Origin of the sequence: Gordonia sp. OPL2 (assembly GCF_003797825.1) — a bacterium.
Lineage (GTDB): Bacteria > Actinomycetota > Actinomycetes > Mycobacteriales > Mycobacteriaceae > Gordonia.
The window spans coordinates 1-14831 of record NZ_RKME01000002.1 but is presented as its reverse complement, the minus strand read 5'-3'; the positions used below and the strand labels follow the sequence as shown (position 1 = coordinate 14831).

Below are 14831 nucleotides of genomic sequence, written 5' to 3'. Positions count from 1 at the left end.
ACCCTCAGTTCTGCGCGTCGGCCCGGTTCTCGCGCGCCTGCTGCACGCCGGCCTTCACGAGCAGGAACGGCACCAGCAGCGTGGCCAGCGCGGTGACCAGCCAGACCACCACGGTGGCGGCGATCCAGGTGGCCACACCGTCGATCTGGATGCCGTCACTGCCGAGCAGGGTTGCCAGAAGCAGCGCCACGAAGGTCGACACCAGTCCGACCCCGCCGATGAAGGCCTCGGCGTTGCGGCGGACGAACTTGACGATGAACGGGCTGAGGATCATCTGTGCCGCCGCGAAGACCAGGACCGCGAGCAGGAATCCGCCGGCGTGGACGTGGAAGTCATCGAGGATCAGACTCGCCACCAGGAGTCCGAGGGCAGCAGAGATGAGATACACGAGCACACGGACGAGTATGCGGATCATGGGCTCATCGTAGGCGTGCGGACCGCTGTCGGGCACGCGGATCGCCGGTGTCGTGCGAACTCTCATCCACCGGTGCGGTCGACGAGGGCGGCGATGCCGTCGAGGATCACCGTGAGTCCGAAGTCGAGCTCCTCGGTGAAGTAGTCGTCGGAGGCGGCCATGGCCGGATCCGAGATCGCCGCAGCCAGATTCGGCAGGTGTCCGTCGCCGACCAGGGCCGCCACCGTGGTCTCGTACGATGCTGCCGCATCGGCGTCGGAGATGTCGAGCATGCCCATCTGGCTGGCCTGACGAACGTGCTGCCGGACGAATCCGTCCACGAGGAGGAGGGCACTCAGCTTCTGCTGCCCGTCGAGTCGTGTCTCCTCGAAGGCACGGACCCCGGCGTCGGTCCAGGACAGGACATTCGGTCCCACCGGCGGCCGGCGCAGGGGGATGGTGGCCAGCCACGGGCGGCGCCGCCCGAGCTCGGCCGCCGACAGCGCCCACGCGGTCAGGCGCTCACGCCACGTCCCGCTCGCGGTCAGAGATGCATCGGCCTGTCCGAATGCGGTGTCGACCATGACGTCGACGACGTCGTCCTTGCTCTCGACATAGCGGTACAGCGACATCGTGGTGAGTCCGAGGCGGCCGGCGACGGCCTTCATGGAGACGGCGTCGGCACCGTCGGTGTCGGCGATCTCGACGGCGGCACGGCCGATGTCCTGGACCGTCAGGGTCGGCCGCGGGCCACGTCGAGGCGCGGAGTCCTCCCGTCCCCACAGCAGTGCGAGATACCGCGGGAGCTGCGGGGCATCCGGGTCGTCGGTCGAGGTCATGGTGCACATCCTACAAACTGCTTGCCCGGTACACAGATAGGTTCTAGTATCTGCGTATGACATACACAGTCTATGCCGTATACAGAAAGGACATGTCATGAGTCGTCATCGCTCGCCGTGGCTCGGGCTCCTCGTGCTCTGCCTGCCCATGCTCATCGTCTCCATGGACGTCTCGGTGCTGTTCTTCGCCGTGCCCTACATCGCGGCGGACCTGTCGCCCACTCCGGAACAGCAACTGTGGATCTTCGATGTCTACGGTTTCGTCCTGGCCGGGCTGCTCCTGACCATGGGGTCGGTGGCGGATCGCATCGGGCACCGGCGGCTGCTGATGCTCGGCGCGGCCGGCTTCAGTGCCGCTTCGCTCGCCGCGGCGTTCGCGACATCGGCAGAGATGCTGATCGGAGCACGAGCGCTGCTGGCCGTCGCCGGGGCGACACTCATGCCTTCGACTCTCGCGATGATCCGGCACATCTTCGACGACGACGGTCAGCGCGCGAAGGCGATCGCCATCTGGAACGCGGTCCTCGCCGGGGGTGTCGCGGTGGGGCCGGTGATCAGCGGACTGCTTCTCGAGCACGTGTGGTGGGGGTCGGTCTTCCTCATCAACGTGCCCATCATGATCATCCTGCTGCTGGCCGCACCGATGGTGTTGCCCGGACACACCGCCACACCGGGGCGCCGGGTCGACCTCATCAGTGCCGGGCTCGTGCTGGCCTCCCTGCTGCCCATCGTCGCGGCCCTCAAGAACCTCGCGGCGGACGGGTTCGCCGTCTCACGGCTGCTGATGCTGATCGTCGGGGTCGTCGTCGGCGTGGTGTTCGTCATCCGCCAGCGACGACTGGCCGATCCGATGCTCGATCTGACCCTGTTGGGCGAGCGCAGGTTCGGGATGTCGGTGTGGACGAACCTCGTCTGCATGTTCGCCCTTCTCGGGAACTCGATCCTGATGACCCAGTACCTGCAGTCGGTTCTGGACTACTCGCCGCTGCGCGCCGCCCTGTGGAGTCTTCTGCCGACGGTCGTGGTCGCCGCGATCGCGCCGACGGCCGCGGTCATCGCCCAGCGAACCGGCCGTCCGGCGGTCATCGCCGGTGGGATGGCAATCGGCGCAGGAGGGTTCGCGGTACTGGCCACCTGCGCGGACGTCGACTCCCTGGCCATCGTCCTGGTCGGGGCCGCTCTGCTCGCGGCCGGAGTCGTCGCGGCGACCTCGATGATCGCCGATTACGTGGTCTCGGTGGCGCCCGCCGACCGTACCGGGGCGACGTCCGGCCTGCTGGAGACCTCGAGTGAGCTCGGCGGTGCACTCGGGATCGCCGTCCTCGGCAGTGTCGTCAATGCGGTGTTCCGCACCAGCTTCCCGGCCGACCTCGCCGGTGGGGAGGCCGCACGCAGCCTCGCGGGCGCGGTCGCGACGGCCCAGCATCTCCCCGCCGCGCACGCCGAAGCGATCCTCGACGCCGCGCGACGATCGTTTGTCGACGGACTGGGCGTCGCGGCGTGGTGTGGCGCCGCGACCCTGCTCGTCACGGCCGTCCTGGCCGGGTGGCTGCTGACCGAACGGACCGCACGGGACGGCCGGCAGGGGCGACGTGCCCCCGATCGCGGACGACCCGCCGAGGATGTCGGTGCGGCGTCATAGTGTTCGGCCGAGACCGACCCCTGGAGCATCGGAGTGTCACGAATGACCGAGACCGTCGCCGACCCGACACTGGCCCGGATCACCGCGGCGGTGGGCGCGTTCCACAACGGGGACCACACCGCGGCACGAGCCGACATGATCGACCTGTGGGGCGAGATCCGGCCCGATGGAGACCCATTCCATCGGTGCGTGCTCGCCCACCATCTGGCCGACATGGTCACCGACCCTGCCGAGGCATTGATGTGGGACACCCGGGCGCTCGATGCGGCCGACGTGCTGTCGGACGAGCGGGTGCACACCCACCACGAGAGCCTGCAGGTCGCGGCCTTCTACCCGTCGCTGCACTTGAACCTCGCCGACGATCTGCGCCGGCTCGGGTCCTTCGACACGGCCACGGCGCATCTCGAGGACGCCCGCCGACGAGTGGACCTGCTCGCCGACGACGCCTACGGTGCGATGGTCCGTGAGGGGATCGCCCGAGTGGCGCAGGCCGTCGAGACACGCTCGACCGAGCCGATCCCGGGAGCCCCGGGGACGGTGTGAGGCCGGTCGGTCAGAGGACCTCGACGGTGGCGCCCGACGCCAGGGTGATCTCCCGACGGTTGTCGGAGCTGTGGACGAACTCGACGATGCGTTGGTCGTCGCCGGTGCGGGTGGTGGTGCGTACCACTCCGTGCATCCCATCGACGCTGATGCGGTCGCCGGGTGCGAGGTCTTCGACAAATCTGCTGCGGGTCATGTGCTCAACCTAAGTACAACCGGAGTGAAACGGCAGGGCACAAAGACCTTAACGTGACATCAATCACGTGAGAACGGCCGAAGGGCGGCCGGGAGAGGTCCCGGCCGCCCTTCGGCGTGGTGCTGTGAACCGCTGCGTGACAGCGGTCGTCGATCTCAGCAGTCGTAGTAGAGCGCGAACTCGTACGGGTGCGGGCGGATCTGCACCGGCTCGATCTCGTTCTCACGCTTGAGCGCGATCCAGGTCTCGATCAGGTCCTCGGTGAACACGCCACCGGCGGTGAGGTATTCGTGATCCTCTTCGAGCTTGTCGATGACGGCCGACAGCGAGGTCGGCGCCTGCGGGATGCCCTTGGCCTCCTCCGGCGGGAGCTCGTAGAGATCCTTGTCGACGGGCTCGTGCGGCTCGATCTTGTTCTTGATGCCATCGAGCCCGGCCATCATCATCGCGGCGAACGCCAGGTACGGGTTGCCCGAGCTGTCCGGGCAGCGGAACTCGAGGCGCTTGGCCTTCGGGTTGTTGCCGGTGATCGGGATACGCACGCAGGCCGAACGGTTGCGCTGGCTGTAGACCAGGTTGATCGGGGCCTCGTAGCCGGGCACCAGGCGCTTGTAGGAGTTCACCGTCGGGTTGGTGAACGCCAGCAGCGACGGCGCGTGATGCAGGATGCCGCCGATGTAGTAGCGGGCCAGGTCCGACAGGCCTGCGTAGCCGGCCTCGTCGTGGAACAGCGGCTTGCCGTCCTTCCACAGCGACTGGTGGGCGTGCATGCCCGAGCCGTTGTCACCGAAGAGCGGCTTCGGCATGAAGGTGACGGTCTTGCCGTTCGCATACGCCGTGTTCTTGATGATGTATTTGAACAGCAGCACGTCGTCGGCGGCGTGCAGCAGGGTGTTGAACTTGTAGTTGATCTCGGCCTGACCACCGGTGCCCACCTCGTGGTGGCCGCGCTCGAGCTCGAAGCCGGCGTTCTGCAGGTTGGTCGACATCTCGTCGCGCAGATCCACGTAGTGGTCGTACGGCGCGACGGGGAAGTAGCCACCCTTCGGGCGGACCTTGTAGCCGAGGTTCGGGCTGCCGTCCGGATCGGTCGGCGAAGCGGTGTTCCACCAGCCCGACTCCGACTCCACCTCGTAGAAGGTGCCGTTCATCTCGGAGCCGAACGAGACGCCGTCGAAGATGTAGAACTCGGCCTCGGCGCCGAAGAAGCAGGTGTCGGCAATACCGGTGGAGGCCAGGTAGTCCTCGGCCTTGCGGGCGACGTTACGCGGGTCGCGGCTGTAGGCCTCGCGGGTGAACGGGTCGTGGACGAAGAAGGAGATGTTCATCGTCTTCGCGTGGCGGAACGGATCGATGCGTGCCGTCGCGGGGTCGGGCAGCAGCATCATGTCGGACTCGTCGATCGACTGGAAGCCGCGCACCGACGAACCGTCGAACGCCAGGCCGTCCTCGAACACGTCCTCGGTGAACGCCGACGCCGGGATCGAGAAGTGCTGCATCACACCGGGCAGGTCGCAGAAGCGGATGTCGACGTACTCGACGCCCTCTTTCTTGATGCCCTCGAGAAGTTCTTCTTTGCTGCTGTACACCGTCCGGTGACTCCTTAACTTGTTCGGGTGGCCAGATCACCTGCCCGCCTCATCCGCCGCCGATCAGAACGCAGCGGATCTCAGCGAGAACCGTATGGACGCGAAGTTGCCCGCGCGTCAAGACCGTGTTTCTCCTGTGTTACACGGCTCAGATATCTGGACAACACGTCGTTCCGGTTCGCAACGATGCCACGTCGGTGCACAGAGCACCACGGAAGGGGAGAAAACCGAGATCGGCCGACGGGATGGCCCCGTCTAGCATTGGGGCATGCGTGCATCGATTCCGGCCAGTCCGATCAGCGACCCGAGCGCGGGTGAGCGCTGATGGGACGGGCGACGGGATCGTGGCTGTCCGGACCCCAGATCGGTCCGGAGGGCGGCGGTGGTGAGTACCGCGGGCAGGACCTCGGTCTGCCCGAATCGGGGCCGGGTGCGCTGGCCGGCGGATGGCCCCGCGTGGCAGCGCTGTTGATCGACTGGTTGCTCGGTGGTGGCGTCTCGTTGCTGTTCGTGCCGTTCTCGTCACCGTCGCTGGGGACCACCGTGCTCGGGGTCTGGTTCGTCATCGGCGTGGTGGCGGTGACGTTCTTCGGTTTCACGCCCGGTCAGTTCGCGGTCGGTATGCGCGTCGCCCGGGTCGACTTCGGCCCGGACCGCGCGGAGGCCGAGGCGACCGGAAAGGAACCGTTTGCCGCCGTCGGAATCCTCCGGGCTCTCGGCAGACAGGTGCTCATCGTCTTCCTGGTGCCCGCGCTGATCAACGACTACAACGGCCGCGCCCTCCACGACCGTGCGACCGGGACCGCGATGGTGCGCACCCGCTGACCTCGCGCATCCGCATCCGCACCGTCGTCGGTGGCGCGCGGGTCGGGCTCAGTCCGTGTGACCCTTGAGGATCTCGTCCTCGATGGTTCCGCCGAGGCCCTCCTGGTCGGGGTCGAAGCCGTGCAGGCCGCCGGTCACCGCATACTCCTCCTCCGGGGACAGCACGAGCCGGTGGCGACCGTAGAGGCCGAAGACCAGCAGGCCGATGACGTAGAACACGACGATCGCGATCACCGCGTCGCGGTAGTCGGGGTTGATCAGGACGCCCACGAAGGTGACGGCGGCGATGATGAACGCGATTGCCGCACCCCACACCCCGGTGGGGCTCATGTACGGGCGCCGGGCATTCGGGAACTTTCGTCGCAGCAGGATGAACGATGCCATCTGCAGCATGTAGGCGAGCACCGCACCCCACACGGCGATGTTGAGGACGATCGCGCCTGCGCCGGAGATCCAGTACTCGATCACCAGGAGCGCGATGAACCCGATGACCGCTCCCGCGATCAGGGCGATGTAGGGGGTCTGACGGGAACCGGTGAGAGAGAGCACCTTCGGGTAGTAGCCCGCGCGGCTCAACGAATAGAGGTTGCGGCCGTAGGCGTACATGATGCCCTGCAGGCTGGCCAGCAACCCGATCAGCGCGAATGCCGACAACACCGACGCCCACCCGGAGGGAAGGAACGCGCGGAAGCCGTCGAGCAGTGGTTCGTCGGAGTCGCCGAGGGCGGCCGAGCCGGTGACCGCGGGATTGAGGAAGAAGACGATCGCGGCGCAGCCGACGAGCGTGACGAGGCCCCAGATGCCGGCTCGTGGGATGTCCTTCGTCGGCTCGTGCGCCTCCTCGGCGGCGAGCGGGAGTTCTTCGATGCCCAAGAAGAACCACATCGCGAACGGCAGCGCGTACAGGATGCCCATGACGCCGAACGGCAAGAAGTCACTGGCGCCCGCCTTCGCCGTATCCGGGTCGATGTCGAGGAGCTTGCCGAAGTCGACGGCGCCGTTCGCGAGGGCCAAGATGCCGAACAGGACGAGGATGCTCACCGACACCAGGGCGACCACGATCGCGAACCTGAACGACGCCTCGGCGCCCCACGAGTTGAGCGCGATGAACACGGCATAGAGGATCAGCCACCACACCCAGGCCGGCATGCTCAGCCCGAACAGGTCGTCGGTGATCGCGTTGGCATAGGACGCGGAGAAGTAGACGACGACGCCGGTGGTGAAGACGTACTCGATCGTCTCGGCGAACCCGGTGACGAATCCGCCCCACGGGCCCATCGCGGCGCGCGCGAAGGAATAGGCGCCGCCGGTGTGGGGCATGGCCGCCGACATCTCGCCGATCGAGAAGAGCATGCCGAAGTACATGACCACGATGATCAGCGCGGCAACCCCGAGTCCACCCCAACCGGCCTGACCGATGCCGTAGTTCCACCCGGAGAAGTCGCCGGAGATGACCGCGGCGATGCCGATACCCCAGATGCCCCAGAACCCCGCGCTGCGTTTGAGCTGACGCTTCTCGAAGTACCCGTCCTCGGCGTGGGTGTAGGTGGCGCCGGACGACGTCATCGCCGGTTTGGACACATCTGCCATCGCGTCTCTCGCTCTCGGTGGGTGCCGATTCGTGGAGCGATCGCCGGTTGCGTCGTCCCATTGTTCTCCGCAGAATAGAACTCCAAAGGTCTGCTCACCCACCTTTGGGCGAAAGTTCCGAATCGAATCGTGTGGTGAGACCGCTACAAACATGATCTGGTAGGACCTCCAATGGTTGATGAGTCGGGCGAGACCGGTCGCGGGCGTGGCGGCGGGACACACAGGACGGGCCCACGGGTGACCGGGGTCGCGGAGAACGCAGAGGAGCGCCGATGAGCGACGGCATGCTGGACATGGCGGAACTGCGAGAGCTCGTTCTCGCCGACGAGATCGACACCGTGATCGTCGCGTTCCCGGACATGCAGGGCCGACTGACCGGCAAGCGCGTCTCCGCTCGACTGTTCGTCGAGGAGGTGGCCGCTCACGGTGCGGAATGCTGCAACTACCTCCTCGCCGTGGACGTCGAGATGAACACGGTGGACGGATACGCGATGTCGAGCTGGGCGACCGGCTACGGGGACATGGTGATGACGCCGGACCTGGCAACCATGCGGCGCATACCGTGGTTGCCCGGTACGGCGCTGGTGCTGGCCGATCTGGGGACCACCGACGGCGCGCCCGTCGTCGCGGCCCCGCGCAACATCCTTCGCCGGCAGATCGATCGGCTCTCCGAGCGGGGACTCGTACCCTTCGTCGGCACCGAGCTGGAGTTCATGGTCTTCGACAACACCTACCGCGAGGCCTGGGCGAAGCGGTATCACAACCTCACTCCGGCAACGGATTACAACGTCGACTACGCGATGCTGGCGTCGACCCGGATGGAGCCGTTGTTGCGCGACATCCGTCGCGGGATGACCGGCGCCGGCATGTATTGCGAAGGGGTGAAAGGGGAGTGCAATCTCGGACAGCAGGAGATCGCGTTCCGCTACGACCACGCCCTGGTCACGTGCGACAACCACACGATCTACCGCAACGGCGCCAAGGAGATCGCCGACCAGCACGGCAAGAGCCTCACGTTCATGGCCAAGTTCGACGAGCGTGAGGGCAACAGCTGTCACATCCACATCTCCCTGCGCAGCGACGACGGGAGCGCGGTGTTCGCCGACGACGCGGCCCCCGACGGGATGTCGGCGATGTTCGGACACTTCATCGCGGGCATCCTGGCCTCGCTGCGCGAGCTCACCCTCTTCTGCGCGCCGAACATCAACTCCTACAAGCGGTTTGTCGACGGCAGCTTCGCGCCGACCGCGATCGCCTGGGGTATGGACAACCGAACCTGTGCGCTGCGCGTGGTCGGGCATGGTGACGGGATGCGGGTGGAGTGTCGCGCGCCCGGAGGTGACGTCAATCAGTACCTCGCGGTCGCCGCGCTGATCGCGGCCGGTCTCGACGGCGTCGATCGCGAACTGCCGCTGCCCGAGATCGCCACGGGCAACGCCTATGCGGGTTCGGCAGAACGGCTGCCGACCACTTTGGCCGAGGCCGCCGATCTCTTCGCCGGCTCGACGCTCGCCGCCGAGGCGTTCGGCCCCGAGGTCGTCGAGCACTACCTCAACAACGCCCGCGTGGAATTGGCCGCGTACGGTTCGGCCGTGACCGATTGGGAGAGGGTGCGAGGATTTGAACGACTCTGAACGCGCCGGGACGATCCGGCCGGTGGTGGGGCTGACGACCTATCTCGAGCAGTCGCGCACCGGGGTCTGGGACGTTCGTGCCAGTTTTCTGCCGCAGGTGTACTTCGACGGCATCGGTCGGGCCGGTGGGATCGCCGTCCTGCTGCCGCCCCAGCCCGCCGACCGCGAGATCGCCGATCGGGTCGTCGACGGGCTGGACGCGCTGGTGCTGACCGGTGGGGTCGACGTCGACCCCGCCGGATACGGCCAGGATCCTCATCCGGAGACCGACAGTCCGCGCACCGACCGCGATCGGTGGGAGTTCGCACTGCTCGATGCTGCGCTGCGTCGCCACGTGCCGGTGCTGGGCATCTGCCGCGGCATCCAGGTGCTCAACGTCGCACTCGGCGGCACACTGCATCAGCACCTGCCCGACGTTGTCGGGCACTCCCGGCATCGCGCGGGAAACGCGGTGTTCTCCAGCACCCGGATCGACGTCACGCCCGGCACACGTCTGTCGTCGCTGCTCGGCGAATCCGTCGAGGCCCAGTGTTATCACCATCAGGCGATCGACCGGCCGGCCGAATCGCTCGTGGTCAGCGCGCGAGATGCCGATCATATGATCGAAGCGGTCGAGGTCCCCGGCGACGATTTCGTGGTCGCCGTCCAGTGGCATCCGGAGGAGCGACTCGACGACCTGAGGCTGTTCAGTGCCGTCGTCGACGCAGCCCGCGTCCGGATCGCCCGTTCTCAGGAGGTGGAGGTATGACGACGTTCGACGTGATCAACCCGGCGACCGAGATGCTCATCACCACGGTCACCGAGCTCGACGCGTCCGCCGTCGACGACGCGGTGCACACCGCTGCCCGCGCCCAACGACAGTGGGCGGCGCTGGCTCCCGCGGAACGCGCCGCCGGTCTGCGCGATCTCGCGGCCGCCGTCGAGGCCCACCGCGAGGAACTGGCTGCACTCGAGGTGGCGAACTCGGGTCATCCGATCGGCCAGGCGCGCTGGGAGGCCGACCACGTCCGCGACGTGCTGACCTATTACGCCGCATCTCCGGAAAGATTGTCGGGTAAGCAGATCCCCGTCGCCGGCGGGATCGACCTCACCTTCGCGGAGCCGATCGGTGTCGTCGGGATCATCACGCCATGGAACTTCCCGATGACGATCGCCTCCTGGGGATTCGCTCCCGCCCTGGCGGCCGGCAATGCGGTCGTGGTCAAGCCTGCCGAATGGACGCCGCTGACCACCATCCGCCTCGCCGAGCTCGCCGAGGAGGCCGGCCTGCCGCGCGGACTGCTGCAGGCGCTGCCCGGACGCGGCGACGTCGTCGGCGAGGCGCTGCTGTCACATCCGGGCGTCGGCAAGATCGTCTTCACCGGATCGACGACGACGGGCAAGCACGTGATGACCCGCGCCGCCGAATCCGTCAAGCGTGTCACGCTCGAATTGGGTGGCAAGAGCGCCAACATCGTGTTCGCGGACTCCGACCTGGAGGAGGCTGCCGCCACCGCACCGTACGGCGTGTTCGACAACGCCGGTCAGGACTGCTGTGCGCGAAGCCGAATCCTCGTGCAGCGCAGCGTCTACGACAGGTTCATGGAGCTCCTCGAGCCGGCGGTCGCGGGCGTTCGGGTGGGTGATCCGGCCGACGACACGACCGAGATGGGGCCGCTCGTCTCGCAGGCGCACCGTCAGAAGGTCGCCTCCTACGTGCCCGACGATGCGCCGGTGGCATTCCGCGGATCGGCGCCCGACGGTCCGGGATTCTGGTTCCCGCCCACGGTGCTGACTCCTGCGCCGACGGACCGCTCCGTCGTCGAGGAGATCTTCGGTCCTGTCGTCGCCGTCCTACCGTTCGACGACGAGGCCGATGCCATCAGGATCGCGAACGCCACGGACTACGGTCTCTCCGGATCGATCTGGACCGACGACCTCTCGCGAGCCCTGCGGGTGTCGCGCGCGGTCGCGGCGGGCAACCTGTCGGTCAACTCGCACTCGTCCGTCCGATACACCACGCCCTTCGGCGGCTTCAAACAATCCGGTCTCGGTCGGGAACTGGGACCCGACGCACCCCTCGGCTTCACCGAGACCAAGAACGTCTTCATCGCGGTCCGCGAATCGGCGGAGCCGTAGGCCAGACGCCCCGATCCCGAAAGCCCCGATCCCGAACGCCCACCCCGAAGGGAAAACATGAGTACCACAGTCGATCTGACACAGCGCCTGACCGGGCGTGTCGCGGTCATCACCGGTGGCGGTAGCGGCATCGGCCTGGCGTCGGCCCGCCGGATGCGCGCCGAGGGGGCCAGCATCGTGATCGGCGATCTCGACCACGACGCAGGCAAGCGGGCGGCCGACGAGGTCGAGGGTCTCTTCGTGCCCGTGGATGTCGCCGACCGCGTACAGGTCGACGGTCTGTTCGACGCGGCCGCCGAGCGATTCGGGTCCGTCGACATCGCGTTCAACAACGCCGGCATCTCACCGCCGGACGACGATCTCATCGAGAACACCGACGTCGACGCGTGGCAGCGGGTGCAGTCGGTGAATCTGAACTCGGTGTACTTCTCGTGTCGCGCGGCGCTTAGGCACATGTCCGCCGCCGGTCGGGGTTCGATCATCAACACGGCGTCCTTCGTCGCGGTGATGGGATCGGCGACGTCGCAGATCTCCTACACGGCATCCAAGGGTGGCGTCCTGGCCATGTCGAGGGAACTCGGCGTCCAGTACGCGCGGCAGGGCATCCGGGTGAACGCGCTCTGCCCGGGACCGGTCAACACGCCGCTGCTCAAGGAGCTCTTCGCGAAGGACCCCGAGCGGGCAGCCCGACGACTCGTGCACGTCCCGGTCGGTCGGTTCGCCGAACCCGAGGAACTCGCCGCCGCCGTCGCCTTCCTTGCCAGTGACGACGCGTCGTTCATCACGGCGTCGACCTTCCTGGTCGACGGTGGGATCAGCTCGGCGTATGTCACGCCGCTGTAGCGGGGAACGCTCATGACGGATGCCGTCCGCACGCACCACGTGACCGACGCGCTGCTCGCGCCGGTCCGGCCTGCCAACGCGTTCGAGGAGACCGTCGGTCGCCTGCTGCAACTGATCCGGCTCGGGGTCTTCGAGCCGGGGGAGTCGATCCCGCCCGAGCGTGAACTCGCGGTGCGCCTCGGTGTCAGCCGGGACACCGTGCGGGAGGCGATCAAGGCGCTTGCCGACGCCGGGTTCCTGGTGGCTCGGCGCGGCCGCTATGGCGGTACGTTCCTGGCCGACGTGTTGCCCACCCCCGGGGCGGTCGACGCCACCGACCTCACCGGCGCCGAGGGCGAGCCGATCACTCCGGCGGAGTTGGACGACGCGCTGCGGGTCCGGGAGATCCTCGAGGTCGGTTCGGCCAGGATGGCGGCCGGGCGGACGTTGTCGGCGGTGCAACGCGAGGCGCTGTGGCACCGTCTGGGTGACATCCGCGGGGCGGCGGGCGAGGAGTATCGCCGCTTGGATTCGCGGTTGCACCTGGCGATCGCCGAGGCCACCGGCGCGGCGTCGATCGTCGCGCTCACCGCCGACAACCGGATGCTGATCAACCGCGCGCTGGACCGCATCCCGCAGCTCGAGGTCAACATCGCGCACTCCGACGAGCAACACGAGGCGATACTGATGGCGATCCTGACCGGCGATCCCGACGGGGCCGCCTCGGCGATGGACGCACATCTCGAGGGCACGGCGACCCTGCTGCGCGGGTTCCTCGGCTGAGGCCCCGGCGGATCAGCTCTTGCGGCGCGCGGTGCGCTGCATGCCGCGCACCTTGGCGTTGCCGGGGATGGGGCCCTTGGGCATGCCGGGTCCCTGCGGGTTGCGCCCGCCGAGCGCGGCGAGCCGCCCCTCGAGTGCGTCGATTCGCTTTCCGTCGATGTTGTTCGGCAACTTGTTGATGTGGCGTTCGAGCTTGCTCAGCGGGACCTGACCGTCGTCGTTGCCGAGGATGACCTCGTAGATGGGGGTGTCGCCGACGACGCGTGCCGCCTTCTTCTTCTCCTGGGCGACCAGCGGTTTGACCCGGGTCGGGGAGCCCTCACCGACGAGGATGACCCCGGGCTTGCCGATGACGCGGTGCACGGCGTCGAGGTGGGCGTTGCCGGCGACGGCCTGCTTGACCCGCCACTGCCCACGCATGTTGCCCAAAGCCCATCCGGCGGCGCCGGGCTGCCCCTCGGCCTTGGTGTAGACGGTGCGTTGCACGCGCCGACCGAAGAGGATGAATGCGGCCAGGAGGCCGAGGACGATGCCGAGCGGCAGGAGCAGCCACACCGATCCGAACACGAGGCCGAGGACGACGAAGACCGCGACGATCAGCGCGAAGACGCCGACCATGTACGGGATCAGCCGTTTGTCTTCCTTGCGCTGCATCTGGAAGGCCTGCCACAACTGCTTGTAGCGTTCCCGCGACGCTTGTCTGCGGGCCTTCTTCGCCTCGGCCTTCGCCTCTTTGTCTTGCGCCTTTGCCATGCCGACCAGTTTACGTCCCGACCGGCGGTCGTCGGACCGCGGTCGGCTGTCGGCGTACGTGGGTGTGGTCGGGTCGCTACCGGCCGAGGCGCGCCATCAGGCTGGAGGCCTCCTGGGAGGCGGAGCCTTCGTCGGCGAGGTGGGCCAGGGAGGGTGCGAGTTCGCGGCCGTGGCGGGCCATGGCCTGTGCGTAGAGGCGTCCGGCGCGGTAGGAGGAGCGGACCAGGGGCCCGGCCATCACGCCGGCGAAGCCGATCTCGGAGGCGAACTCGGAGTGGTCGACGAACTCCTCGGGCTTGACCCATCGTTCGACGGGGTGGTGGCGCGGTGAGGGGCGCAGGTACTGGGTGATGGTGAGGATGTCGCACCCGGCCTCGTGCAGGTCGACGATGGCCGACTGGACCTCTTCGGGGGTCTCGCCCATGCCGAGGATCAGGTTCGACTTGGTCACCAGCCCGAAGTCGCGCGCCTGGGTGATCACGTCGAGCGAACGTTCGTAGCGGAACGCCGGACGGATGCGTTTGAAGATGCGGGGGACGGTCTCGAGGTTGTGGGCCAGGACCTCGGGGCGCGCGTCGAAGACCTCGGCGAGCAGATCGGGTTTCGCGTGGAAGTCGGGGATCAGGTTCTCCACGCCGGTGCCGGGGTTGAGTCGGTGGATCGCGCGCACGGTCTCGGCGTAGAGCCAGGCGCCCTCGTCGGGCAGGTCGTCGCGGGCGACGCCGGTGATGGTGGAGTAGCGCAGGCCCATGGCCTGGACGCTCTCGGCGACGCGGCGGGGTTCGTCGCGGTCGAGTTCGGCGGGCTTGCCGGTGTCGATCTGGCAGAAGTCGCAGCGGCGGGTGCATTGTTCGCCGCCGATGAGGAAGGTGGCCTCGCGGTCTTCCCAGCACTCGTAGATGTTGGGGCAGCCGGCTTCTTCGCAGACGGTGTGCAGGCCTTCGCGTTTCACCAGGCCCTTGAGTTCGGTGTACTCCGGTCCCATGGTGGCGCGGGTCTTGATCCAGCTGGGTTTGCGCTCGATCGGGGTCTGCGCGTTGCGCACCTCGAGACGCAGCAGCTTACGACCGGCCGGAGGGGCGGAGGGGGCGCTGGTGTCGGTG

Annotated in this window: 15 protein-coding genes; 8 read left to right on the top strand and 7 right to left on the bottom strand. The window is 67.6% G+C overall.

The window, feature by feature from the left end; all coding sequences use genetic code 11:
- Window positions 1-4: 4 nt before the first annotated feature.
- Window positions 5-415: a phage holin family protein gene (locus EEB19_RS03115; RefSeq protein WP_187583139.1), complete on the bottom strand. Its 411-nt coding sequence runs from the start codon at window positions 413-415 to the stop codon at window positions 5-7.
- 62 nt (window positions 416-477) lie between these two features.
- Window positions 478-1233, bottom strand: a complete 756-nt coding sequence (locus EEB19_RS03110; protein ID WP_187583138.1) for a TetR/AcrR family transcriptional regulator — start codon at window positions 1231-1233, stop codon at window positions 478-480.
- Between the two features lie 97 nt (window positions 1234-1330).
- Between EEB19_RS03110 and EEB19_RS03105 the strand changes: the two genes are divergently transcribed.
- Together EEB19_RS03105 and EEB19_RS03100 are read left to right on the top strand one after the other, a co-directional pair.
- Complete coding sequence (locus tag EEB19_RS03105) at window positions 1331-2875, top strand: MFS transporter (protein ID WP_187583137.1); 1545 nt, start codon at window positions 1331-1333, stop codon at window positions 2873-2875.
- A 42-nt stretch (window positions 2876-2917) separates the two neighbouring features.
- Window positions 2918-3418: a hypothetical protein gene (locus EEB19_RS03100; protein WP_187583136.1), complete on the top strand. Its 501-nt coding sequence runs from the start codon at window positions 2918-2920 to the stop codon at window positions 3416-3418.
- A gap of 10 nt (window positions 3419-3428) precedes the next feature.
- On the opposite strand, the gene EEB19_RS03095 is transcribed toward EEB19_RS03100, so the two are convergent.
- Window positions 3429-3614 carry a hypothetical protein gene (locus EEB19_RS03095; RefSeq protein WP_187583135.1) on the bottom strand — a complete coding sequence of 62 codons (186 nt, stop codon included), beginning with the start codon at window positions 3612-3614 and terminating at the stop codon, window positions 3429-3431.
- 155 nt (window positions 3615-3769) lie between these two features.
- Window positions 3770-5203, bottom strand: coding sequence for a type I glutamate--ammonia ligase (glnA, locus tag EEB19_RS03090; protein WP_187583134.1), 1434 nt, complete (start codon window positions 5201-5203; stop codon window positions 3770-3772).
- A gap of 324 nt (window positions 5204-5527) precedes the next feature.
- Here glnA and EEB19_RS03085 point away from each other — a divergent pair, with 324 nt between their 5' ends.
- Window positions 5528-6028, top strand: a complete 501-nt coding sequence (locus EEB19_RS03085; protein ID WP_187583133.1) for an RDD family protein — start codon at window positions 5528-5530, stop codon at window positions 6026-6028.
- Between the two features lie 48 nt (window positions 6029-6076).
- Here the strand turns inward: EEB19_RS03085 and EEB19_RS03080 are convergent, their stop codons facing one another.
- Window positions 6077-7618 carry an amino acid permease gene (locus tag EEB19_RS03080; RefSeq protein ID WP_187583132.1) on the bottom strand — a complete coding sequence of 514 codons (1542 nt, stop codon included), beginning with the start codon at window positions 7616-7618 and terminating at the stop codon, window positions 6077-6079.
- A 272-nt stretch (window positions 7619-7890) separates the two neighbouring features.
- Between EEB19_RS03080 and EEB19_RS03075 the strand changes: the two genes are divergently transcribed.
- Genes EEB19_RS03075 through EEB19_RS03055 form a run of 5 tightly spaced genes read left to right on the top strand, consistent with a single transcriptional unit; the run spans window position 7891 to window position 12975 of the window.
- Window positions 7891-9252 carry a glutamine synthetase family protein gene (locus EEB19_RS03075; RefSeq protein WP_187583130.1) on the top strand — a complete coding sequence of 454 codons (1362 nt, stop codon included), beginning with the start codon at window positions 7891-7893 and terminating at the stop codon, window positions 9250-9252.
- On the top strand, window positions 9239-10000 hold the full coding sequence (locus tag EEB19_RS03070) for a gamma-glutamyl-gamma-aminobutyrate hydrolase family protein (protein WP_187583128.1): 762 nt from the start codon (window positions 9239-9241) through the stop codon (window positions 9998-10000). The genes EEB19_RS03075 and EEB19_RS03070 overlap by 14 nt, the downstream gene beginning before the upstream one ends.
- Window positions 9997-11370 (top strand): aldehyde dehydrogenase, encoded by a 1374-nt coding sequence (locus EEB19_RS03065; RefSeq protein WP_187583126.1) that lies wholly within the window; start codon window positions 9997-9999, stop codon window positions 11368-11370. Before EEB19_RS03070 ends, EEB19_RS03065 begins: the two co-directional genes overlap by 4 nt.
- Window positions 11371-11427: 57 nt before the next feature.
- Window positions 11428-12213 carry a 3-oxoacyl-ACP reductase gene (locus EEB19_RS03060; RefSeq protein WP_187583124.1) on the top strand — a complete coding sequence of 262 codons (786 nt, stop codon included), beginning with the start codon at window positions 11428-11430 and terminating at the stop codon, window positions 12211-12213.
- Between the two features lie 12 nt (window positions 12214-12225).
- Window positions 12226-12975: a FadR/GntR family transcriptional regulator gene (locus EEB19_RS03055; RefSeq protein ID WP_187583122.1), complete on the top strand. Its 750-nt coding sequence runs from the start codon at window positions 12226-12228 to the stop codon at window positions 12973-12975.
- Between the two features lie 12 nt (window positions 12976-12987).
- Here the strand turns inward: EEB19_RS03055 and EEB19_RS03050 are convergent, their stop codons facing one another.
- Window positions 12988-13728 (bottom strand): DUF4191 domain-containing protein, encoded by a 741-nt coding sequence (locus tag EEB19_RS03050; protein WP_187583120.1) that lies wholly within the window; start codon window positions 13726-13728, stop codon window positions 12988-12990.
- A gap of 76 nt (window positions 13729-13804) precedes the next feature.
- On the bottom strand, window positions 13805-14831 hold a 1027-nt coding region (gene lipA, locus EEB19_RS03045; protein WP_187583119.1), incomplete at its 5' end, for a lipoyl synthase.